25 protein-coding genes and 1 pseudogene are annotated in these 21,137 nt (G+C 62.6%); 15 read left to right on the top strand and 11 right to left on the bottom strand.

All coding sequences use genetic code 11. From position 1 onward, the window contains the following. The first annotated feature begins 204 nt into the window (after positions 1-204). The 6 genes from BMZ66_RS21495 to BMZ66_RS21470 all read left to right on the top strand — a co-directional run bounded on the left by BMZ66_RS21495 (position 205) and on the right by BMZ66_RS21470 (position 4,428). Positions 205-1,041 carry a helix-turn-helix domain-containing protein gene (locus BMZ66_RS21495; RefSeq protein WP_092678302.1) on the top strand — a complete coding sequence of 279 codons (837 nt, stop codon included), beginning with the start codon at positions 205-207 and terminating at the stop codon, positions 1,039-1,041. Between the two features lie 103 nt (positions 1,042-1,144). Beyond that, positions 1,145-1,666, top strand: coding sequence for a nuclear transport factor 2 family protein (locus BMZ66_RS21490; RefSeq protein WP_092678300.1), 522 nt, complete (start codon positions 1,145-1,147; stop codon positions 1,664-1,666). A 348-nt stretch (positions 1,667-2,014) separates the two neighbouring features. Continuing rightward, entirely contained in the window at positions 2,015-2,953 is a 939-nt protein-coding gene (locus BMZ66_RS21485; RefSeq protein ID WP_092678298.1) for a c-type cytochrome, read from the top strand. Between the two features lie 70 nt (positions 2,954-3,023). Beyond that, positions 3,024-3,485 carry a DUF3885 domain-containing protein gene (locus BMZ66_RS26465; protein WP_092678296.1) on the top strand — a complete coding sequence of 154 codons (462 nt, stop codon included), beginning with the start codon at positions 3,024-3,026 and terminating at the stop codon, positions 3,483-3,485. A 36-nt stretch (positions 3,486-3,521) separates the two neighbouring features. After that, positions 3,522-3,911, top strand: coding sequence for a hypothetical protein (locus BMZ66_RS21475; protein WP_092678294.1), 390 nt, complete (start codon positions 3,522-3,524; stop codon positions 3,909-3,911). A gap of 88 nt (positions 3,912-3,999) precedes the next feature. Beyond that, complete coding sequence (locus BMZ66_RS21470) at positions 4,000-4,428, top strand: hypothetical protein (RefSeq protein WP_092678292.1); 429 nt, start codon at positions 4,000-4,002, stop codon at positions 4,426-4,428. Positions 4,429-4,472: 44 nt separating this feature from the next. On the opposite strand, the gene BMZ66_RS21465 is transcribed toward BMZ66_RS21470, so the two are convergent. Then, positions 4,473-4,889, bottom strand: a complete 417-nt coding sequence (locus BMZ66_RS21465; protein WP_092678289.1) for a hypothetical protein — start codon at positions 4,887-4,889, stop codon at positions 4,473-4,475. Between the two features lie 112 nt (positions 4,890-5,001). Here BMZ66_RS21465 and BMZ66_RS21460 point away from each other — a divergent pair, with 112 nt between their 5' ends. The 3 genes from BMZ66_RS21460 (at position 5,002) to BMZ66_RS21455 (ending at position 8,042) form a co-directional block, all read left to right on the top strand. After that, positions 5,002-5,349, top strand: coding sequence for a hypothetical protein (locus tag BMZ66_RS21460; RefSeq protein WP_092678287.1), 348 nt, complete (start codon positions 5,002-5,004; stop codon positions 5,347-5,349). A gap of 466 nt (positions 5,350-5,815) precedes the next feature. Further along, positions 5,816-5,950: a hypothetical protein gene (locus BMZ66_RS26290; RefSeq protein ID WP_262507610.1), complete on the top strand. Its 135-nt coding sequence runs from the start codon at positions 5,816-5,818 to the stop codon at positions 5,948-5,950. A gap of 1,714 nt (positions 5,951-7,664) precedes the next feature. Further along, the gene (locus BMZ66_RS21455; protein WP_143080334.1) at positions 7,665-8,042 is read left to right on the top strand and encodes a hypothetical protein; all 378 of its coding nucleotides are present in this window, start codon (positions 7,665-7,667) and stop codon (positions 8,040-8,042) included. 362 nt (positions 8,043-8,404) lie between these two features. On the opposite strand, the gene BMZ66_RS21450 is transcribed toward BMZ66_RS21455, so the two are convergent. Next, positions 8,405-8,698: a hypothetical protein gene (locus BMZ66_RS21450; RefSeq protein ID WP_092678283.1), complete on the bottom strand. Its 294-nt coding sequence runs from the start codon at positions 8,696-8,698 to the stop codon at positions 8,405-8,407. Between the two features lie 82 nt (positions 8,699-8,780). Between BMZ66_RS21450 and BMZ66_RS21445 the strand changes: the two genes are divergently transcribed. Next, positions 8,781-9,041 carry a hypothetical protein gene (locus BMZ66_RS21445; protein WP_092678281.1) on the top strand — a complete coding sequence of 87 codons (261 nt, stop codon included), beginning with the start codon at positions 8,781-8,783 and terminating at the stop codon, positions 9,039-9,041. Between the two features lie 239 nt (positions 9,042-9,280). Here BMZ66_RS21445 and BMZ66_RS26170 read toward each other — a convergent pair whose 3' ends face one another. Beyond that, positions 9,281-11,494, bottom strand: coding sequence for an ATP-binding protein (locus BMZ66_RS26170; RefSeq protein ID WP_234795201.1), 2,214 nt, complete (start codon positions 11,492-11,494; stop codon positions 9,281-9,283). A gap of 279 nt (positions 11,495-11,773) precedes the next feature. On the opposite strand from BMZ66_RS26170, the gene BMZ66_RS21435 reads away from it, so the two are divergent. Then, the gene (locus BMZ66_RS21435; protein WP_092678279.1) at positions 11,774-13,309 is read left to right on the top strand and encodes an IS1182 family transposase; all 1,536 of its coding nucleotides are present in this window, start codon (positions 11,774-11,776) and stop codon (positions 13,307-13,309) included. An 86-nt stretch (positions 13,310-13,395) separates the two neighbouring features. Here BMZ66_RS21435 and BMZ66_RS21430 read toward each other — a convergent pair whose 3' ends face one another. The 3 genes from BMZ66_RS21430 to BMZ66_RS21420 form a co-directional block, all read right to left on the bottom strand. Beyond that, positions 13,396-13,851 carry a hypothetical protein gene (locus tag BMZ66_RS21430; RefSeq protein WP_092678277.1) on the bottom strand — a complete coding sequence of 152 codons (456 nt, stop codon included), beginning with the start codon at positions 13,849-13,851 and terminating at the stop codon, positions 13,396-13,398. Positions 13,852-14,027: 176 nt separating this feature from the next. Further along, complete coding sequence (locus BMZ66_RS21425; RefSeq protein ID WP_092678275.1) at positions 14,028-14,837, bottom strand: hypothetical protein; 810 nt, start codon at positions 14,835-14,837, stop codon at positions 14,028-14,030. A 90-nt stretch (positions 14,838-14,927) separates the two neighbouring features. Beyond that, on the bottom strand, positions 14,928-15,194 hold the full coding sequence (locus BMZ66_RS21420; RefSeq protein WP_092678273.1) for a hypothetical protein: 267 nt from the start codon (positions 15,192-15,194) through the stop codon (positions 14,928-14,930). Between the two features lie 183 nt (positions 15,195-15,377). Between BMZ66_RS21420 and BMZ66_RS21415 the strand changes: the two genes are divergently transcribed. Further along, positions 15,378-16,364: a hypothetical protein gene (locus BMZ66_RS21415; RefSeq protein ID WP_092678271.1), complete on the top strand. Its 987-nt coding sequence runs from the start codon at positions 15,378-15,380 to the stop codon at positions 16,362-16,364. Between the two features lie 132 nt (positions 16,365-16,496). Here BMZ66_RS21415 and BMZ66_RS21410 read toward each other — a convergent pair whose 3' ends face one another. The 4 genes from BMZ66_RS21410 to BMZ66_RS21395 all read right to left on the bottom strand — a co-directional run bounded on the left by BMZ66_RS21410 (position 16,497) and on the right by BMZ66_RS21395 (position 19,029). Continuing rightward, entirely contained in the window at positions 16,497-17,201 is a 705-nt protein-coding gene (locus BMZ66_RS21410; RefSeq protein WP_092678269.1) for a CPBP family glutamic-type intramembrane protease, read from the bottom strand. A gap of 276 nt (positions 17,202-17,477) precedes the next feature. Further along, the gene (locus BMZ66_RS21405) at positions 17,478-17,897 is read right to left on the bottom strand and encodes a hypothetical protein (RefSeq protein WP_143080332.1); all 420 of its coding nucleotides are present in this window, start codon (positions 17,895-17,897) and stop codon (positions 17,478-17,480) included. A 152-nt stretch (positions 17,898-18,049) separates the two neighbouring features. After that, positions 18,050-18,280: a hypothetical protein gene (locus BMZ66_RS21400; protein ID WP_143080331.1), complete on the bottom strand. Its 231-nt coding sequence runs from the start codon at positions 18,278-18,280 to the stop codon at positions 18,050-18,052. Between the two features lie 233 nt (positions 18,281-18,513). Beyond that, complete coding sequence (locus BMZ66_RS21395; RefSeq protein WP_143080330.1) at positions 18,514-19,029, bottom strand: hypothetical protein; 516 nt, start codon at positions 19,027-19,029, stop codon at positions 18,514-18,516. A gap of 153 nt (positions 19,030-19,182) precedes the next feature. On the opposite strand from BMZ66_RS21395, the gene BMZ66_RS21390 reads away from it, so the two are divergent. Together BMZ66_RS21390 and BMZ66_RS21385 are read left to right on the top strand one after the other, a co-directional pair. Further along, positions 19,183-19,563 carry a hypothetical protein gene (locus tag BMZ66_RS21390; protein ID WP_092678260.1) on the top strand — a complete coding sequence of 127 codons (381 nt, stop codon included), beginning with the start codon at positions 19,183-19,185 and terminating at the stop codon, positions 19,561-19,563. A 40-nt stretch (positions 19,564-19,603) separates the two neighbouring features. After that, entirely contained in the window at positions 19,604-20,068 is a 465-nt protein-coding gene (locus BMZ66_RS21385) for a hypothetical protein (protein WP_092678258.1), read from the top strand. A gap of 67 nt (positions 20,069-20,135) precedes the next feature. On the opposite strand, the gene BMZ66_RS21380 is transcribed toward BMZ66_RS21385, so the two are convergent. Continuing rightward, a complete protein-coding gene (locus tag BMZ66_RS21380; protein ID WP_177204845.1) occupies positions 20,136-20,342 on the bottom strand; it encodes a DUF1737 domain-containing protein in 207 nt (68 codons plus the stop codon). A gap of 392 nt (positions 20,343-20,734) precedes the next feature. On the opposite strand from BMZ66_RS21380, the pseudogene BMZ66_RS21375 reads away from it, so the two are divergent. Then, a pseudogene (locus BMZ66_RS21375) lies at positions 20,735-21,137 on the top strand (DUF6597 domain-containing transcriptional factor); the annotation flags it as partial.

The raw sequence follows: 21,137 nt of genomic DNA, 5'->3' as shown, positions 1-21,137 counted from the left end.
GGCAAATTTTATCAACAACCCGTGAGCCAGGGTCCTTGCTCGCCAGGTTTAGTGAAACGGTTGTGCCGTACACGCGCTCCGTTCAAAGTAAGGAGCGTTTTGGTAACAAGATGCGAAAGCGGGCTCGGGTCGCGTATCTTGTCTGAGCCAAACCCCTGGGCCTGGGCTGGTTGCCCGCGCCTGCCCCCGTTTGCCGCTGCGCCTATGCTCCCTTCCCATTTTGCGCCCCACCCGGCCCTGCTGGACTACGTGGACAGCGTGTTTGTGCTCACGTGCGACTTCGCGGCCACGGGCCTCTCGCCCCTCTACCCGTTTGTGCCCACGCACAACCGCTTTTTGTGCTTCTACCTCGACGACCCGGTGAAGGTCCAAAAGCCGGCCGGCGCCTTCGTCGCCCGCGCCCGGGCCCTGATCGTCGGCCCGCACCTCGCCCCCGTTACCCTGGACCTGGGGCGCCACCACCGGGCCGTCGTCGTGAACCTCAAGCCCGCGGGCATGTACCGCCTGCTGGGCATCCCGATGGCCGAGTTGCTGGACCGCGATTACGACGCCCGCCTGGTCGTGGGCCGCGAAATCGACGAGCTGCTCGACCGCCTGCACGCCGGCCGCACCCCCGCGGCCTGCAACGCCGTCATGCAGCGCTACCTGCTGGGCAAGCGGGGCCAGCTCCGGCCGGCCCTGCCCTTCGACCGGGCCCTGCTGCACCAGGTCCGGGCCAGCGGCAACCTGCCCGTCGAGCGCGTGGCCGCCCACGCCTGCCTGAGCGTGCGGCAGTTCGAGCGCCGGGCCCACGAGCGCCTGGGCCTGCCCCCCAAGCTCTTCAGCCGCCTGATCCGCTTCTCGCACGCCTACAAGCACAAGGAGGGGGCCCCGCAAACGCCCTGGCTCGACATCGCCCACCGCTGCGGCTACTTCGACCAGATGCACTTCATCCGGGACTTCAAGTTTTTTGCCGGCTTTCCGCCCGGGCGGCTGCAAGCGGCGGACCTCGAACAGTCGGTGCTGTTCCGCACGATGGAAGACCTGACCATTTTACTCTAAGCCGGGCGCTTCCGGGAAGGGAAAGACGTCGCCTTTGTACTAGGCGCCGGTCTTGTGGGCCGGTACTTTTGCTGCATCTTCCCCGTTTCTTCCCCCGCACGCCATGAAAAACCTCCTGCTTGCGCTCGGCGCCCTCGTGTTGCTGGCCCTGCCCACGGCCGCGCCCCTGGCCGCGGCGCCCCGCCACCCGGTTCCTAGCCACCCGGTGCCCGGCCCCCCGGCTCCTCCCCGGGCCACCCCCCACGCCCGCACCCTCACCCCCGACGAGCAGCTGTTCACCGGCCTGGTGGAGCAGGTGGGGGCGGCCGTCAGCACGGGCGACATGGCCGCGCTGGGCAAGTTCATGGCCCCCGACTACGTGCACTACACCCCCGACAACCGCACCGGCACCCGCGCCCAGGACCTGGCCTACGTCGGGAGTTGGTCGGCGACCACCGTGCAGCTGGTCAGCCCGGTGCGCGTGACCCGCAGGGGGGACCTGGCGGTCACGGTGGCCACGTCGACGTACAGCGGGCAGCACGAGGGCAAGCCGTTCCAGAACCGCATCCAAATGATGATTGCCTGGGTCCTGCGCGACGGGCACTGGCAGATGGCCGTGGTGCAGTCCAAGGTGCTGCCGGCGTAGCCCCTCCCCCCGCCGGCCGCGCCCGACCACTCTTCGGGCGGTCCGGTCGGCTTCGTGGACCAATCCGCCGCCGCCGAAGCACGGCCCCGCACCGCTCCACCCGGCTCGTTTGCCGTGCCAGGGACCGGTGAGACGGCTGGATGCCCGGAAAAACAGGTACCCGTTGGCCGTTCGCATTCGGCGTGGCGGCGCCGCGGCGGCAAGGGCCGCGCGGCCGGGGGCACGGCCTGCTTGGCCGCCCCACGGGCCCGGCCCGTCACGGTGAATAAGCACCCGAAAGCAACGCGTCTTCCCGCTCCGTCTGCGGGTTCGCGGCCCACCCCCGTTCCTCCTCCCCCCCCCTTGCGTATGAAAACCAGTCTTTGCCTGCTGGGCGTGGCCCTGCTGCTGGCGGCCGGCGCGGCCCTGGCGGTCGCGCTGCGCGGCATTCCGCACTACGCCGTGCCCGCCGTGGCCGCCCGGCCGGCCCCCGCGGCCACCCCCGCGCAGCTCGCCCTGGGCGGCCAGCTGGTGCGGGCCAACTGCGCGGTCTGCCACCGCAACCCCCGGACCGACCGCCTCAGCGGGGCGCCGCTGGTGGACGTCTTTCCCGGCCTCGGGCGCCTCTACGCGCCCAACATCACCCAAGACCGGCGGCACGGCATCGGGGCCTGGACCGACGCGGAGCTGGCCGCCGTCGTGCGCACGGGCATTGGGCGCGACGGCCGCTTCCGCGTCATCATGCCCCACGCCGTGCACCTGTCCGACGCCGACCTGCAGGCCCTGCTGGCCTTTTTGCGGTCGGCCGACCCGTTGGTGCAAGCCGATGCCACCCCCACGCCCGCGCAAGCGCCTTCCTTCTTGCTAAAAATCCTGACGAACACGGTAATGAAGCCCTCGCCGCTGCTGCCCGGCCCCCGGCCCACGCCGGCCCCTGCCCCCGCGCTGGCCTACGGGCGGTACCTGGTCACCGGCCGCTACGCGTGCTTCGAGTGCCACTCCCGCTCGCACGAAACCAACCAGGCCCTGCGCCCCGAGCAGTCGGCGGGCTACCTCGGGGGCGGCACCGCGTTTCACGACCGCCAGGGCCGGCGGGTGCATTCCGCCAACCTCACCGGCGACCCGGACACGGGCCTGGGCCGCTGGACGCCCGCGCAGCTGGCCGCCACCCTGCGCTTCGGGCAAAGCCCCCACGGCCCCACCCGCCACCCCATGCCGGTCTACTCGGCCATCACCGACGAGGAGGTGCGGGGCATTTACGCGTACCTGCAGTCCGTGCCCCGCCTGAAAACGACGGTCCCGAAGTAGCGCGCGCAGCGCAAGGCCCAACGGGGTCGAAAAACAGCCCCGGTGGCCAGCTTCGGCCCGCCACCCGCGCGTGGGCCAACCCGGTGCCCTTCCCGAAGACCGCTCGTCTGACCGCTCCGCACGAAGGTCGGCCGTTCGGGACCGCCCACTTTCCGGGCCGGTCGCGGCGCGGGCCGCTCTGCTACCACCGCACCGACGGGCTGCGCGGGGACCTGCCGGTGGGCGCCATCGATCCGGACGCCTCCCGCCCCGGGTTCCGCGGTGCACGGAGCGGCGGGGGACGGGGCAGGGGCCCGGGCGTTCCTTCCGGAACCTGGACCGCGCGCTGGTCCTTCACCGGGACGACCGCGGACTGGACCTGCTGGCCGCGGACCGGCAGACCCGGCGCCCGTTGTACCAGCACTTCCATTGCTGGCTCCTGGAGTACGACCGGGGACGGATGGACCGGATGTTCCAGTGGAGAAGTGCCTCCGTACAACAAGCAGGGAGTTTAGCGAAAGGGTCCGAAGCTAAACGCGGCAATTTAGTATAAGAAGCGTTTCTTGTGGTACCTCTTATATCTTGCCCTATGGCTTTACGCATCTTTCTGCTCACGTGGCTTCTGCCGCTTGCCGCTTGGGGCCAAATCGGCAAATCTGACCCGATAAGCGCCCTTCCGGCCACACAAGCCACCCCACTACCGAGACCCACCATTGAACAGGCGCTAACCGGCACGGTTAACGTCCGCATTATGGAACTGGCCGCCCCAACCTACCTCTACCGGCACTTGCGCGATTCCAGCAGTCGGCCCGCCGCATGGGAGCTAAAGAGGGGGCACTTTGTCATTGTTCGCAAAGCGTACCCCCGCTGGCTGGCGGTCCAGCGCGCCACCGGCCCCACCCAATTTTCGGGCGACACCACCACTTACTATATTCCCACAACGGCAACGCGGGGCTCGAAAACCTACATTGTTTTATAACTACTGAGCACCCAACTGTTCAAGAAAACGGTCTTTCACGGGAGATTGAATATCTTGAGCGTCTACTTCATCCTTGTGATAGCGCCCGATGAGCATTTATGTCTGCGGCTTTGTCGAGATATCCAGCTTGGATGAAGCGGATTGGCAGACCGAGTACGCGTGGCAATCCTGCCTGGACATCGGCAGCCTCGGCCTTGGCCTGGGCGCGGAGAGCGAAATCCTCTTTGGGGCGACGAAGCACCCGCTCGAGTGGGTGCCCGTGGCCCAAGGGCGCGGGCTGCCCGCTTACTTGGGGGCGCTCACGGCGCGCGCCAGTACGGAGGCAGTGGAGGGCGGAACGGCCTGGGGATTCACGTGGATCACGTACGAGGAAATCGCGCAGATCGATTGGCAAGCGTACCCGCACGCAGAAGTGGACGGCCGTACCTACGGGTGGGGCTTGCTGTTTCGGTTGATGCACACGCTCGACAACGCCTCCAAGCACCAGCGGTTGGTCGTGTGGCTCGAATCGTTTTGAGGGTTCAGCCAAACGGTCCAACCAGCAAAAGGAGCCAACTAACACTAGGCCGTTGTCAATTCACCCCCTGGCCCCATAGCAATGCCCTCTACTTGCCGAAAGGCCCCGTTGAACGTGGGCAGGTCTGCAATGTGCTGGATGAGCTGGTGCAATTCGGCCGACATTTCGCCTTCCGGCTGCTTCAGCTTGCGATACGGGCCAGCATGGGGGTGCCAATCGAATACATATAGCCCATGTAGGGCAACGTCTTGCCACACGTCCAGCGAGCCGGCATGGGGCAACGCAATGCCCAGCGCGGCGCAGTCATGGTCCTGAAAATGCCGTTGAACCACGAGTGGTACGGGACCAAAGCCCCCGGTCGAAAACAGACCCATGTTGCCTTCGGCGTCCTGGGCAAACCAATCGAATTCAAAGCCAGGAAAACGCTCGCTGAAGGGGAAATCAGTTGCAGGCAATATCATCGGATGGTGACGTAGATGAAAGAAATACAATGCTACGCAAACCTGGCTGGCCGTTCACCCAAAGGGTCGGAACAGCAAAAGGCAGATTTGTCCAAACGCCATTACCTTGGCGATGCCAAAGAACGAGTTCTTTGCGGCCTTTTTAATCGCGCACGCTATCATGGTAATCCACGTACAGCCACCAGAGTTTGACCAGCTATACCGCAAGGCTAGGGAAGGTTACCAGGCCTGTATCAACCACCCGGAAAATGGCTTTTTACAAGAGCAAGTCACGCTTCCCTTGCGGAAGATTGATGTGCGGGAAGGGGAGGTAAAAATCGTGTTTTCGGCCGGTCGTGTGGAAGTAGACCGAATGGAGGTGCATTTAGGTCTGTATGCTTCCGGCGAGTGGATGGGAGACTACGTGGCCATCTTGAATGTCACCGGAGAACTCGTCGACGAGAGGCTGGTTTTTCATTAAGTCGGAGCGTTCACGAAAACGGTCGTGGCTGTTGCAGAACTCCTTGGTTGGCCTCTTAAATGGGGCAGTGGCGTTCGTAACGGCCTAAAACGGTGCTTTTCAGGCCTGGTTCTCTCGTTTGCACGCGCTCCGGCGGCTGTTCAGGTCCTTGCGTTGACTTCTGCAACAGCCACGGTCGTGCCTTAAACCAACTCCGTCAGTCAAAGGAGGCTTTTCCCTATATGACTAGCTAAGGACGTCGACTCAGTGCTGTTGTCCGCCGCCCCAGCCAACAGCTGCTACTGCCGCGGCGCCAGGTTCAACTGGCTCTGAGCGGCTTGGTATGAGCCGGTCACCCCGTTCACGCCGCCGCGGTAAAGGGTTGGGGTGTTGGTATGGTGGCGCGGCTTGCTGCAACGTGAGCTGCGTCGTGAGCGTCCCCGTTACCCGCGTGTAGGCCTCTTCGTCGAGTGCAGCGCCTTTGCGCATGACGTGCAAGTCGACCGGGGGATTTTTTCGTGGCCTCGATAGCGAGCACGAGCTGCTGCAGCTGCGCTTCGGCTTTGCCCGGGTTGAGCTGGACCAAGAGGATGCTGGTGTTGTCGGCCTTGCTCAGAAGTAAAAGGCGGCCCACCGCGGTGGTGGGCAGCCTTTCCACCTTTGTTGCACAGCGCTTGACCGCCCAGAGCTGCCCTGCACAGACCCGGCCCGAAAGCCTAAAATACAACCTTCGGCTTGACATTGTATGGGCCGAGGGCTGACTACATAATTAAGGCATTTTGAAAAAATTAGCTGTTTTTCTAAGGTTATTTACATATATTTCAGACATCAACATTCTTTTCTACCAAACCCATACTTCATGAAAACACTACCGCAATCGATTCGTCGCTTTCTGGGCCGTTCAGGCCTGCTGCTGGCAGCAAGCGCTTTGTTTCTTTTCTCATCGCCCACTTCTAACGCTACCGGCACTTCGGCCAGCCAAGACAGCTGCAGGGACATTTACACCTTTAACGGGTACTATACAGTGTGCCGCACGGCGCATCCGGAGAATCCTAATGCTAATGATTCTTATACCTGGACTTGGCATGGTAATGATCCCGGCGCTCCCAGTGATCCCATGCCAGGCGGCGGCGGCCCGTGCACCAATTGCACACCACCTCCATGCCAACAGTGTGATTGCCCAAGGGATTCTGATCCTAATTGCACGGAAACCGTCTATATCGACCCCTCGTAATTCAATAATTGGTAAACATAAACAAGCCCAGACGGACCCGTCTGGGCTTGTTTATTTAAGGTGCTTTCACAGGCGGACTCCTCGCCCATGCCACTCTGCGGACTCGGCAGCAGCTAAGGCCATGGCTTACTATCATTCGGAGGCGATAAAAATCCTGCCCTTTGCCGCGCACAGACAGGGCCACGAGAAAGGCGGGCGCAGGCGCCGCATTTCCACTTCCACGGGGCAGCCGGGGTGGCATTACCAAGCGTGCCCACGGCGAAGTCGACCTGCAGCACGCCGTCCCACACCAGGCGTACGGGGGCGCACCCACGTCGGCCGCGCTGATCCGGACGCCTGGAGTGCATCGGTAAGAGCTGTCTCTATTCGCCGCTGGCCTGGAAAGCCGGGCTTTATTGAATAAAATGGTGCGGGTGGGTTGTTGTTCCAAACGAGCGGGGCGGGGCGATTCGCTAGCGCGCGTATTGGCTGAAGCCCGGACACCAGGACTGCCAGGGGGAGGTGGCGCATGGCGCCGCCAACTGGCACGGCCCACGCCAAGGGTTGCATCAGGTACGCGCTGGCCTCTGCACCGCGAGGCATTGGATGACGGTTTCCTTGCCAGCCTGCGTTGGCAAGGCATAGAGCCCCGGCGCCACCCCTTGCCGCTCAGTTCCGCAACGGCAGCGGCGGAGCCGCGTTGCCGCCATAACCCCCGTTGACCAAGGGCGTTCCCGAGTGCCACGGTAACATCCTTGTGCAAGAAGGGCACGGGCTGCGTCTGCTTCCGGCCGTATGACTCCTATGCGCCGCGTGTGAGGAGACAACCAGAGGCAGTCCAGCGAAGCCGGACACAATTGGACGTGGTGTGAAGGTGGATTTCAAAGGAGTAGGAGCCCCCAAGCAAAAGAAGAATGCCACTGTTCAGCGAAAGGGTAGTGCCATAAACGCGCTCCGTGCATTTGAAGCAGGGTTGTACCTTGCTGAAAAGAGAGTCCCCGTCTCTCTAGCAGCAGGGTGTTTCGCCCGCTAGGCCCACAAGGCCCGCTAGGGGAAGTGAGCGGGTCTTGCTGCTGTAAATCACGTTCTCTTGGACGCCTGCTTTTCTCACCCGTTGTTGCTGATGCCCATGCGCCCTTGCTGCCGACTGGCCCTGCTGCTGCTCTTCTTGCGCGCGTCCGGCGCGGGGGCCGCCCCGGGCCTTTCCAATCCGTACTACAACGCGTGCCCCGGCTCGGCCCGGCTCACCACCCACGAGCAGCTTCACGGCCGGTTTTACTACCACCGGGCCCCGTTCTCCCAGCAGGTGGTCTTCTACTATTATCCGCAGGGGCCTTCCAGCCGCCGCAAGATTCCCGCGGCGCAGATCCAGCACTTGACGGTGCGCAGCCGGCGCGACACCACGCAGCAGCGCACGTTTGAGCGGCAACAGGGCCGACTGGTTCGCACCCTGGCCGACGGGACGCAGCAGGCATTGACCCGCGCTCGTTTTTCTGAGTAGGCCCCCAAGTTAACCGCATGGCCAGGGGATGGACGGTGGGGCGTGGACCCGCCTCTCCGGTGCGCCCCGTGCCGGCCCGGGCCGACCAAAAGGAGTAGGACGGTTACCCTTACCCCCCGCCGGCACTACCCGCAACGATGGCACGTCTCTCACAGAACACGGGCAGGCCGCGTTCAGCAAAAGGGTCGTGGCTGTTGCAGAACACGTGGGTGGCGCCTGAAATCATGGGAGATGGCGTGTTCGGGGGCAAATAGGCCTCAGAAACGGCCGTTCTGGCGGTTTGTTCGGTGCAATAACTTGGGGCGTTAGCCCGGTCACGGGTTCTGCAACAGCCACGGTCCGAATCGCAAAACGAGGAATCACTAACTGCCAGCTTCTGTCTCCGCGCTGTATCGTCCGGTGACGGAAATGACGTCGCCGCTTTGCATTTCCACTACCACCGCCTCGCCCGAAAGAGTGACGGTGTTCACCGAGGCGCTCGGCCCCCACTCAAAATGCCTCGTTGCCGTTAGTGCCGTGACGTCGACCACCCGCAACCGGAAACTTGGATTGTTGCCGGTGCGCAGGTGGAACGTGACCTCCCCGCTTTCCCAAGCCAGGTCGAGGCGTACCAAGGTGGCATCATGTAAAGCAGAAGTGTCAAGCTGATCAGGCATCTCTTTGTAATTCAAGAAAATGGTCGAAAGGTAAACGAGCTATATATTGTACGGGCCTTCATTCTTATCCCCTCCGCTTGCTATGTTTCCCACAACAGACTATTCCAAAATGACCCGCGAGGAATTGGCAGCGGAAGCGAAGAAAATGAACTCACAGAAAACGCTCACAGCGGTACTCATCGGGGTGGCGGTGGGCGTGGCGGTGTGGTCGGCGACCCACCACGGGGGCATGATGACCTTCGGCTTGCTTGGGTTGGCAGTGCTCGTGGGGTACCGGGCTTCTCGCGCCCGCAAGCGCCTGCAGGCCGAAATAAGCCACCGGGACAAGGCTCCCAAGCAATGACGGAAGGCCCTTCAGAGCACCTGTTCACAAAAACGGTGGTGGCTGTTGCAGAACTCTAACGCGGGTTCAAATAAAGTGGCGACGGTCGCAGCGACGTGCAGAAATGCGCTTTATAGCCGATTTGCGGCCAGACTTATGCCGTAGCAACAGCACTGGGGGTCCGAAGCCGAGTTCTGCAATAGCCACGGTGGTGCCGTGAACGAGCTCCGTTCAGTCAAAGGAGGGTACTACCATGCCAGCTAGTGTGCTGCGCCGTTTAGCGGCAATCCCACGCAGAAGGTGGTGCCCTGTCCTTCCTGACTCGCCACGCTCAACGTCCCGCCGTGTCCCTGGGCAATGATGTCGTGCGAGAGCGACAGGCCCAGGCCGGTCCCTTCGCCTGTGGGCTTGGTCGTAAAGAAGGGTTGGAAGATTTTCGCCTGCACGGCGGGGCTCATGCCCGTGCCGTTGTCGCTGACCTGAATCTGCACCTGCTGCTCAACCAGCAGCGTGCGCACGCCCACCTGGGGCTGGTAGCCCGCCTCTGCTTGCTGCTGGCGCTGGCGTACGGCGTAGAAGGCATTCGTGAACAGGTTCAGCAAGACCCGGCCCACGTCGGCCCCCACCAGCGTCACGGGCGGCAAGTCGGCCAAAAAGGTGGTGTCCAGCGTGGCGTTGAAGGTTTTGTCCTTGGCCCGCAGGCCCTGATAAGCCAGGCGCAGGTACTCCTCGCACAAGCGGTTCAGGTCGGTGGGTGCGCGTTCGCCGGCGCTGGTTTGGCTGTGCTCGAGCATGCCCTTGACGATGCCGGCCGCCCGACGCCCGTGGTGGCCGATTTTGCCCAGGTTCTGCGTGAGGTCCTCCCACAGTTCCGCTTCCAAGGCGGCATCGGCCGCGGGACCTTTGGCCCGCTCCTCGCGCAGTTCGGCCACCAACTCGGCCGAGACGTCCGAGAAGTTGTTGACGAAGTTCAAGGGGTTCTGGATTTCGTGGGCAATGCCGGCCGTCAGCTCGCCCAGGCTGGCCATCTTCTCCTTCTGAATCAGCTGGGCCTGCGTGGCGCGCAGGTCGGTCAGCGAGCGTTGCAACTCCCCCGTGCGCTGCTGTACTTGGTGTTCCAGCGTCTCGTTCTGGGCGGCCAGCAGGGCCTGCTTGTCCTGCTCCTGAGCCAGGGTCTGGGCCGAGAGCCGCTCGACTTCGCCCAGCTTGACTTGCAGCAGCTGGCTGTCGAGGGCAAACTCACGGGCCAGGTAGAGCGAGATGCCCAGCGCCGGCGCCAGGTACAGCACCAACAATAAGAGGGTATTCAAGCCGGTTGACACCGCCTTCAGCGGATTTGGAACCTTCAGCAGCGCACTGACTGCAAAGCTCCCAAAAGCGACGAGCATCATCAAGAGAATAACGGCAAATCCAGCTCCGACCATCCAGGCGCCGCGTTGGCGCTGGCGCAGGGCGCGGCCGGTCAGGCGCAGCAGCTCGACAAAGGTCAAGAGGAGTAGGGGTGCTGCTACATATACCTGATAGGCTGGCTCGTATAGTCTAAGGGCCACGACGACCCAAAACGCCGTCCATAGCCCCTTGTACAGCCAGCCGGGCCGGAAATGGAACAAGGCGTACAGCGCCCGCACGGCCCACAAGTAAGCCCCGAGACTGAAGAACCCCAAGGCAAACGTTAGGAGCAACAACACCTCCAGGGGGGGGGACGCGAGCGCCCACAGAATAAGGCCCACCAGACAGTTTAGCGCCAGTCCCAGGGCGAAGAAGGCAAAATAGAGGTTGGCCCGCTGGGCGGGGTAATAGCGAAAAAAGGCCAGGTGCAGCAGGGTGAGCAAGCCAAAAATGCCGGTTACCGCACCGTATAAGATGGCCGTGCGCACCTCCCCGTCCGCTCGCTGCTGGACTTGCGCCTCGCTGCGCAGAAACACCTCCAACAGCTGCGGCTCGGTGCCCAGCCGCCGCAGCGGCGACTGGGAGGGCGCGAATCGGATGGCCAGCACCTGCTCGGCGGGGCCCCCGGCGGGCACGACGACCGCCGGGAGCTTGTGGGGGTCGGGCACCTGCGCGGGGATGACCCGCACGAGGCCCGCGCGCTGCACCAGCCGCCCGTTAAGGTAGATTTCCCAGGCCCCGTACCCGTCCGCCTGCAGCAGCACCGCCCGCTGCCGCAGGCTGTCGGCCAGCCGGAAGCGCAGCCGCAGCCAGCTGATGCCGGTGCGCAGGCCCGCGGGCAGTTCCCGTCGGGGCCGGGCGGGGTTGAGCGTGTCCCAGCCGCGCTCGTCGAAGTCGGGCCGCGCCCAGGCCGGGTTGTCGCCCAACTGGTAGCGCCAGCCCCGCGTGAGCAGCAGGCCGTTGGTCGAGCCTTTCGGGGTCAGTGTGTTCACTGGCACCACGGCGGCAGTGTCGGCGGGCAGCGGGGCCGCCCCGGCCAGCAGGGTCAGCAGCCAGCCGGCGGCCAGCAAAAGAAAGGTGCGCATGGAAAAGCTGGCCCCCCCGCCGCAAGCCCGGCCAACGAGGGGGTTAAGAAAAGAGCAAGAGGAGCTTGGCACCTGAAAGCTACGGCAAAACCGGGCGCGCGTGCGGCACCCCACGGACGACTGACGGTGCCGAATTGGACGCAGAACCCGTTTCCCGTCGCCCCATCGCCCTGATGAGCCCGATAGCGGTCGTAAGAACCCAAGCCGGGTGTGGGCCTTAAAATTCACGTTCAGCAAAACGGTCGTGGCTGTTGCAGAACCCGGGTTCGTAGAGGGAAGATGCAAGGCAAGAAGCTGTTTCTCGACCAAGAGGTGGCCCGCTTTCGGCTTTCCGACCGGGTCCCGCCCCACAATCTGTACCGCCGGCTGGCGGAACTGGTGGACTGGTCGTTTCTCTACGACGAGACCCGGGCACTGTACAGCCACACGGGCCAGCCTTCGCTCGACCCGGTCGTGTTTTTCAAGCTGGTGCTGGTGGGCCGGCTGGAAAACCTGGTCAGCGACCGCCGGCTCGTGGAGCACTGCGCCCTGCGGCTCGACATCCTCTTCTTTCTCGGCTACGAGGTCGACGAGGAGCTGCCCTGGCATTCGACGGTGAGCCGCACCCGCCAGCTGTTTCCGGCATCGGTCTTTGAGCGCCTCTTCGACCACGTCTTCGCCCAGTGCGTGGCCCATGGCCTGGTGGCCGGCGACACGCAGGCCGTCGATTCGGCCCCCGTCAAGGCCAACGCGGCCCTGGAGGCGGTGCTGGAAAAGCGGCCCACCGGTACGCCCGGGCCGTGTTTAGCCGGCCAACACGACCCGCCGGCGGTGCCCGCTGCGTCCGTGATTACCGCCCCCGCCCACCAGTTGCGTCAACTGGCCACGGGGCAGCGCCGGCGGCAGGGCGCGCAGACCGGGGCGCTGGGCGCCCGCCACGAACAGGCGCGGCTGCTCAGCAACAAGACGCACTACAGCCCCACCGACCCCGACGCGCGCATCTCCGTCAAACCCGGCAAAGCCCGCGCGCTCAACTACCTCTGCAGCCTGGCCGTGGACACGGCCCACGGCGTCATCAGCCACGCGCAGGCCGACCTGGCCGACCAGCGCGACAGCCTGCATTTGCCCCGCCTGCTCACCGGCCTGCAGCGGCGACTGCGCGCCAACGAATTGCCCCTGCGCGAGCTGCTGGCCGACGCCGGCTACGCGAACGGGTCGAACTACGCCCGGCTCGAAGCTGCGCAGATAACCGCCTGGATTCCCGTCTTTGGCCAGTACAAGGCCGAAATTGCCGGCTTTACCTACGACGCTCCCACGGACGCCTACACCTGCGCGGCGGGCAAGGCCCTCCCGTTTCGCAAGTACGACACCCGGGCCGACGGGGCCTGGCTCAAGCTTTACTGGGCCACCTGCTCGGATTGCCAGCAGTGCCCGCTAAAGCCCACCTGCGTGCCCGGGGCCAAGCGCAAGCAGCTGACGCGCACCATTTACGACGCGGCCTACCGCCGGGCCTGGGAACGCCAGCACACCCGGCGCGGGCAACGCAAACGCCGGGTCCGCCAGGGCACGGTCGAGCCCGTCTTCGGGCATTTCCTTCACCACTACGGCCTGCGCCGGATGAACGTGCGGGGGCTGGTCGGGGCCCACAAAACCATGCTGCTCACGGCCGTGGCCTACAACCTCAAAAAGCTGCTCCGCCACCGCCCCAACCGGCAAGTGAGCGTGGCCGTGGCCCTGCCACGGCCTCTGTTAGCGGCCAACCGGCGCGCTGGACGCCAACGCAGGCGCACCCAAGCACCCACTCGGCCCCTCGCCCAGCCGCGAACCAGAAAGTGAACCACCTAACCCGAGTTCTGCAACAGCCACGGTCCAAAAGGCGCACCTGGTTGCGCCACGAGGCGATGGCGTGCCGTCCCCTTTCTTTACAAGCTGTACGGCGTCGCTTGCCGCACGTAAAAGAAGTCGTCGTACGAGATGATGCCCGGCTCCTCTCGGCGGTACGCAATCCGTAATTTATCCGTGGTCAGTTCCGTGATGGAAGACGTGACGTTCGACGGCAACGTCACCCCGTTGTAATAGAAAACAATGGTGGGCGCCTGATAGGCGTACGTTTCCTTATCGCCCGTAGCCGAAGGCCTTTCGACCGTCCCATCCGCCTGGAAGGTAACCCAAAAGGTACTGCTGTGCGGCGGAATAAGGGTGCTGTCCTTCCTGAACAAGGTGCCCGCGGACGAACGGGCGTTGTGCACGTATTTGACTAGTGTCCACGTCCCCCACAACTGCTGCGGTTGCTTTTTAGGGGGAGTCGCCTCCTTCGAAGAAAAGGCGCTGAGTGGAAGCAGCAACAGGGTCAAGAACAGGGAGCATAGGGCTTTCATATCGGGAAGTTAAGCCGGACCAGGCATCACTACCGTTTCTCGTGCTTTTACCCGTGTGGCGTCCGGCAGGGAACGTCCTGATTCGCTCCTGCTATTGGTCGGACCGTTTCCTCTTGGTTCGTCGGTTCAGCCAAACGGTCGGAGAAACGGACTAGCAGCCTAGTTGGCTGGCGGTCTTACTTCCACCACGGCTTTGTCAGCGCTGTTCGCGAGCTTTTCGGCGGCTGCGCAGCGGCGTAGGTCTTCCAGCCGGCAGCATAATACTTCGGGTCGGGGCTGAACTCGCCGGCGCCAATATCGAGCGGCCCAGCGTTCGGCACGCGGTAATCGCCCCAGTTGCAGCGCGAGGCCCGGCCGGTCGCATAGCTGGTCCAGGTACCGACAAACTGATTGTTGCTAAAATCATCGGAGCTCAGATCCGCATTGTTGTAGCGCAAGCGCCCTCGCCCGTCCACGTACCAGCGCGTAATAACCACTCCCCGGAACATACCCGTCTTCGCCTGCTGCGTTGGCTCCGAAAAAGTATAGTGTCCCACAACCACCCCTTCCTGCGTTCCCACGGGCAGGCGGTCATCGCCTCCCCCTATGTGCGGGCGCGGCGTCGCCTCCCGCAGGCGGACGAGGCGGACGGTGCCGGTAAAGGAGCGCACCGTGCCCGCGGTACGGGTTTTGCCCGTGAGCACATACTGCGCCGGGTCGGTGGAAGAGCGCGTTGCCGTGAGCACCTTGGCCTCCAGGCGTTGGTAAGCGGGTCCGATAAATCCGACGACGGACGCCTCATCGGTCTGGGTCCACAAGGGGCCAAAGTCCCGGCGCAGGTAGGCGGGTAGACGCTCGGCCGGCCGGAGTTCGGGGTGGCGCAGCTGCGCGGTTTCGAACGCTGTGCTCTCGGCCGAAAGCCCTCGGGTAGGTGGCGCGTTAACCGAACCGGCTAGGACCAGAGAGCAGCAGCTAAAGTAGGCGGCACGAGCTAGAGAGAAGAGCATTACGCGTTATCAAAAGAGGACGCTGGCGAAAGTAAGACGGCTGCTTAGAAGCGTCTAGAAAAAACGGTCCTAATGGTATAACCAGTCTTTCTAGGAGGTAAGGCGCCGCACCGCGAGGATGGGCAACACCGCGCCGAGCAGAAATGTGACTTGCCCTCCCCAGGTCGTAAGCTCGCGATGGCGGCAGACCCGCACAAGCATGGCGAAGTAGCCGGCGTACAACAGCAGGAAGCCCACCACCGCCACGCCGAACAGCCCGACCGAATCGCTCGACTCGTCTACAACCAGCACCTTGAGCAGCCACCCCAGCACCGCGCCATTGATGACAAAAAAAGTGAGGCGTTGGTATCGGAGCATGGAGGACAAATTGTATTTCGCTTCAAGTTTAATGAAACGGTCCGACGCTAAACGCGGCAATTCAGTTTAAGGAGCGTTAATTGCACACGATTGGTGTGACCAGCATCTAGTGGCCATTAAAGAGCTGGAGCCATCCGATACCGTTTAGCTCCCGGCCGCACTCAACCCCCAACCGCGCTGCTGATGCAGGGATTCCAGAAATTTACGACGATGCTCAGCGCCGGCTTGTTGCTGGCCACCGGCACGCACTGCCAAGCCCCACGCAAAATCGGTCAGTGGAACATTCAACCGGCACGCCCCACCCATTCCGCGCTCTCCTGGGCTCCGTTTACCTGGGCCGGGATGAGCATGGGAGGCCGGTACTTTGAAAAAGCAGCCATGCTGATTCCGGCAAAAGTCGACGGGTTGCCCTATGATTTTGTGTTTCAATTTGATTTGGGTGCAACCGTTACCCTCCTCAATGGCAATACGCTAACGGGCATAGTTGCCAAACATCCGGCGTTTAACCGAACCACAACACACATAAATCATCTTTTTAAATTCTGGCAACCCACGACCGCCTTCGAGGATTTATCGCTTACGTTCGGCGCGACCAACGCCACCACCCGGTCCTGTTACGTGATGCGTAAGTACGGAGAAAAAGTATCCTCAAAGGGGTTGAATGCGGGTCTCCCGATTAATTTAGGCTCCATTGGCGCCGACCTCTTTCAGAATCGTATTCTAGTGATTGATTACCCCAATCGCCGTTTTGCGATTTGCGATACGTTGCCCGCCTCCCTGCACACCACGTTTACAAAAATCGCGCTTCTGAAAGACGGACGGGTCATCCTTCCGCTGCAACTGGCCAATAAGTCCTATAAGGTCATGTTTGACAACGGCTGCAGTGTATTTTCTTTGATTACCGGTGCCGATAAAGTAAATAATTTTTCAACGGCTGCTCCCACGGATACCCTCTCCATCCGGTCTTGGGGAATCACGCACGATGTTATCGGCAGGCCCGTCAAGGAAGCGTTCGAGTTGGTCGGGCAACGTTTTTCGGATGTCACGGTCTACGCCGACTTTCGCCCATCGGAGAAAGACACCGACTACGATGCCATTACAGGCAACGCCTTGTTTTGGGATAAGACCATCATCATCGACTTTAAAAAGAAAGAATTCGGCGTGAAATAATGGGCTGGTCTAGCGAAGCCGCACGGAATTGGGACATGTCTTGCGTCTACTTAAACGGTCCGAAGCTAAACGCGGCCATTCCGTTAAAGGAGCATTTGGTCGACGGTGCCAGCACGTGTGCGCTCGTGGCCACTACCCTGCCGAATGACCGACGGCGAGGCAGCCGTTTAGCAAACAATGCACTGCCGCAGCGGCCCAGGCCGAGCCCGTGCGTTCGCGTACATACAGAAACAACGTGCCCATGCTCAACCGGAAGAGCACATCGGACAAGGGGAAGTGCGTCGGCGACCACCACGCCCCCACGTAGCGCCAAAAGTCTGTGCCGAACCCCAGCGTGAACAGGCGGTCTGGAAAGCCCAAGCCATGCCCGAGCGTGAACAGGAGCACCCCGGCGATGCCGCCCCAACTCGTGCGCGTGCCGGGCAACGGGACGGTTCGCGCCAGCCCGGGCGCCAGCAGGCCCAGGAGCGCCCCGCGGTAAAACAATTCTTCGTGCAGGCCGGGCAACACGAAGTACAACCACCGCTGGCCGGTGCTCAAGGCCGGGAAGGCGTGGCGGGACAGGTAGGCATCGCCCAGCACGAGGGCTGCGGCTGCCAGCACGGCCGGAGCGACCGCGCGTATCGACCCCGGGGCCGGCCGCACAAAGCCCGCGGCGGTCGGCGTGGCGCGTCGCAGCGCGTACACCCACCCCAAGGAGCACAGCACGCCGATGCCCTTGCTGACCCAAGTTAACGGCACCGGCCCCGCCACTTTGCGCAGCTCGGCCGCCCAGGCCTGGCCCAGCCAATGGACCCATACGGTCCACGGGAGCACCAGCTGCACTAACGTATACACGTGGACGACGCACGCCAACGCGGCCCCGCCCAGCAGGGCGGGCCGCGCGCGCCAGGGAACGACGCACAGTCCGATGCACAAACCCGCCCACAACAAACCCCACAATACAACGGTAACTACAAGGGTGGTCGGCATGGAAAATATAGGCAGCGGCAGTCGGCCCAGCAGAACGATAAGGGGCCTTTAACTGATGTAATACTTTCCTCCAAAGCAACCGGCGAAAGTGCTCTGGTTTAGGAAAAGGTGGTTCACGCAAGGAAGCGTTTGATAGAAGGCTCACTTGACTATCTTTAGTCGCCGGTTCAACTTGTCGATGAACCCGGTTTCAAAGAGGGATGCGTACCACCGTTTTTCCCAAACGGGGCGCTGGGTCGGCAGCACGAGCACGTCGCCGAGCGGCGCTGCGTACACGAGAACCAGCACGGACCGTTTGCCGACGGACTGGGTTACGAATCCAAACACCAGCCGCTGACCTTGGTGGGTTAACAGCAGATAACGAAAGGGGGAAAAGTATTCGCTGTTCCTGTCGTGGTAGCGCGCTTCGGCTTCCCGGGAATCCGGGTAGTTCCGGAGTAGTTGCTCCACGTGGCTGTCGAGCGCGGGCTTGCTCAGCTCGTAGTCGTATTTGTTAATGTTGCCCACGACACCTCCGCAGCCAGTCAACAGCAAGCACAGGAAGAGGACTAGGTGCTTCATCTGGGAGGCATAAGGCCGTAAAATTAGCAGATTTAGCACCCAATTCTCGGGACAGTAGTGCGTTCAGCGAAACGGTGGTACCGTAAACGCCCTTCGTTCAGAATAAGGAGCGAATTACTTTCGGGGAAAGCCCACCTCTCAAGTGAGCGGGCTTATCTAAACTCTCTGCAATGGGCATTCAGATACTGGTAAAAGTCCAGCATGAAGCGTCTGGACCTCTCGCGCTCCGCCCAGTCCACCACCAAGGCGGTATCGGCATAGTTCATATCCACCGCAAAGACGCGATATAATGGATACTTTTCAATCATGCGTCCATCGCATATTTTGAACCCAGTAAAGTAGTTTACTTGCGGGTCACGACTTACGTCTTGGTGGAGCTTCATACACGCGCAAAATTCTTTCCCGACATCAGCGCCGCTCTTCGGACCACACCCACCCAACAGCGTTAAGGCTAGGAAAAGCAACGGCATATGGCGCATATGGTGTAAGCGGCGGCTGGTTGTGGATTCTGAAGGACCGCTGCTGGAGAGGCGAACGAAAACTGAACCGCTGTTATTATCGGGTGCTCCTTAACCTCACCATTGTTCAAGGAAACGGTGGTTGAGGCAAAGGAGGGTTACTCCAAGCGGTCTAGCCGCGTTATTTCGCACTCCCTTTCGGGGTTCGGGTTGAAGGCACACCGCAACAGGGCAAGCGTCGGGGCCCAGTGCATGGGGCCCACGAACACGACCCGCGAGAAGCGGGCGTTATGCAGCCGTACCCGCCAGAAGGGCAACGGAACGACGGTGGTGTGGTACGTGAGGGTTTCGCATCCGCCTTCGGACGGGCATATATAGAACCGGTCGGTTGGCAGGTAAAACCAGCCCGTGTACACCTTTCCCGCTGGGTCGAGCATCAGCCCCACCGTGCGCCCGCTCAAGCCCCAGCACAGCCCCGCCAGGCCGCAGAGCAGCCCCCGCCCCAGCGCCGGGCGTTGCACCCAGCGGTACAGCAAGCCGCCGGTCAAGCCGAGTAAGACAACCTGGAGCCAAGCAGGAGCTTGTACCGCATCCAGCTGGTAATCCGCGCCCGTATCCGATGCGAACAGGATTCGCCTGATGGGAGCGTTACCCAGGCAGGTCAAGAGAACCATGCCCCCGAAAAAGATGCTCAACGCGAGGGGTATAAAGGACACGCGCAGCTTTGACATCCAACAAAGGAAAGGCTAAAACGGAGTATAGAGAAACGGTCGAAAGGGCAATTCACCGCAATGTCTTACTTTGTCGCGGGTTGAAACCAAAAGCGCATGCACCAAGTCAAAGACTATCCGTGGGGCCTGGTCATCGCCGATGACCGGGCGGGCATTCCGGCGACTTGCACGGTGCCGCTCGACGGCGACGAGTTGGTCGTGGACGTGGAGGCCCTGCTGGCCACGCACTGGGCGGGCGGCAACGAGGGGGCCGGCCGGGAAGTGCTGCAGCGCTTCGTGCCCCTGGGTCAGTACACCAAAGCCCCCTGCGGCGGGTTCGTCAACTGCTTCCGCGTGCGCAGTGCGCGCGGGAGGACCTACTACCTCTATTCGGGGGTGAACGAGGTGTCCAACTCCTGTTTCGTGGCGACGCTGCACAGCGTGTGGGAAGACGAAGACTTGGGGAATAAGCCGCACCTTCCCGTATTGGTTTACTGAAAGGGTCTGAAAAGTAAAGCGAGCGTTACTTTACTCCCTCATGAGAACTGCGTTGCTTCTGTTGTTGGCGGTGCTGGGCACGGGGGCCTGTCGAGCGCAAACCGCCTGCGATTCGTTGTATGAGCGGGCCCGGCCGTTCCAGGGCATCCCGATGCTCACCTGGTTCGAGAAGGCCCCCGAAATTCTGGTCGGCCACGAGCGCCTGCTCACCTATCACGTCCCGGCTGCCCGGGCGGGCGCTGCTTACTTTGAAGTGGTCGTCGACGAACGCGGGGAGCCGCGGTGCGTTCGCTGGCTGAACGTGACCAACGCGGCGGTGCAAGCCGAAGCGGCGACCGTCGTCGCCTCGTTGCGCTTCGCGCCCGGGACCTGGAAGGGCATACCCTACCCGATCGTCGTGACGCGGGTGGTGCGGTTTGTCGAAGGCCCGTCCCCCACCAAGAGCGCCCGGTGGAAAAAGCGGCGCGCCCAGGCCCATCGACCCGTCAAAGGGTCGGGGACATGACAACTGCCCCGACAACGAGGGTTCAGAAACGTTCAGCTAAACGGTCCGAATCACAAAGGAGCGTTTGCTACAGCTTAACCATGTTCTGGATGTATTGAATAACGCCGGGGCTCCCCTGCACAGCGATCAGCTTTCCCCGGCACCGGTACCCTTCGGCCAGCTTTTGCCGCACCTTGGCGCCGATGTCGTCGCAGTCGTTGTCCCGGACGACAATGTAGTCGGCGTAGGATTGCTCCTTGGATAAAGCACGGGGGGGAGGAAGGGGTGAATGCACGGTTTTCAGGTTGTACGTTACGGGTGACGGCCGCCCGGCGTGTTGTCCGGGAGGGGGCCTTGACACGGGCCGAACGCCGGCTCAGCGTTCCGGGACGCAAGTAAGTAAGCGCAGCGCGGCGGCGCCGTGCTCGCCGTGTGTTTTTCAGGCCACCGGTGCCGGCCGTCACCCATGGCCGTTGCGCAAACCGGCGGGTAGCGCGGTGCTTGCCGTTCCACAACCAAAGCACTATCTGTACACGAAAAGGGTCCGAATCGCGAAATTTGGCTTGTTTCGGCTAAAACAACTGCCCTTGATGAAACCCAGGTGCGGCGGCCCGAAACGTCTTATTTTTACCAAACGGCCCCGCACTCCCCGGCACCAGGCCGGCGGTCACCCCCGAACTTCCGCGTATGCTGCTCCAGGATTTTTTGCCCAGCCCGCCGCTCCGCGACTACGTGCGCCTGATTCAGGTGATTCACTTCGTGTTTCCGGCCGGCGCGGCCCTGCCCTTCAAGGCCTACCCGCCCCGGCCGGAGCAGTGCCTGGCCTTTTACCCGCGCGACGCCGAAGCGGTCGCCTACGACGGCCGGCCGAAGGTGACCCGGCCGCGCGCGGCGCTCATCGGCCAGCACGCGGTGGTGAGCAACCGCTACGTGGGCCGCGAGTTCCTGGCCCTGCAGGTGGTGCTGCAGCCCGGGGCCTTGTACCGGCTGACCGGCATTCCGCAAGGTGAGCTCACCAACACCTTTATTGACGCCGACGCCGTGTGGGGCGCCGAGCTGCGCCAGCTCACCGCGCGCCTGGGCAGCGCCG

The sequence above is a fragment of the Hymenobacter arizonensis genome (genome assembly GCF_900115775.1).
Taxonomy (GTDB): Bacteria; Bacteroidota; Bacteroidia; order Cytophagales; family Hymenobacteraceae; genus Hymenobacter; species Hymenobacter arizonensis.
The sequence above is the reverse complement of the archived record's forward strand: the minus strand, read 5'-3'. Positions and strand labels throughout refer to the sequence as shown.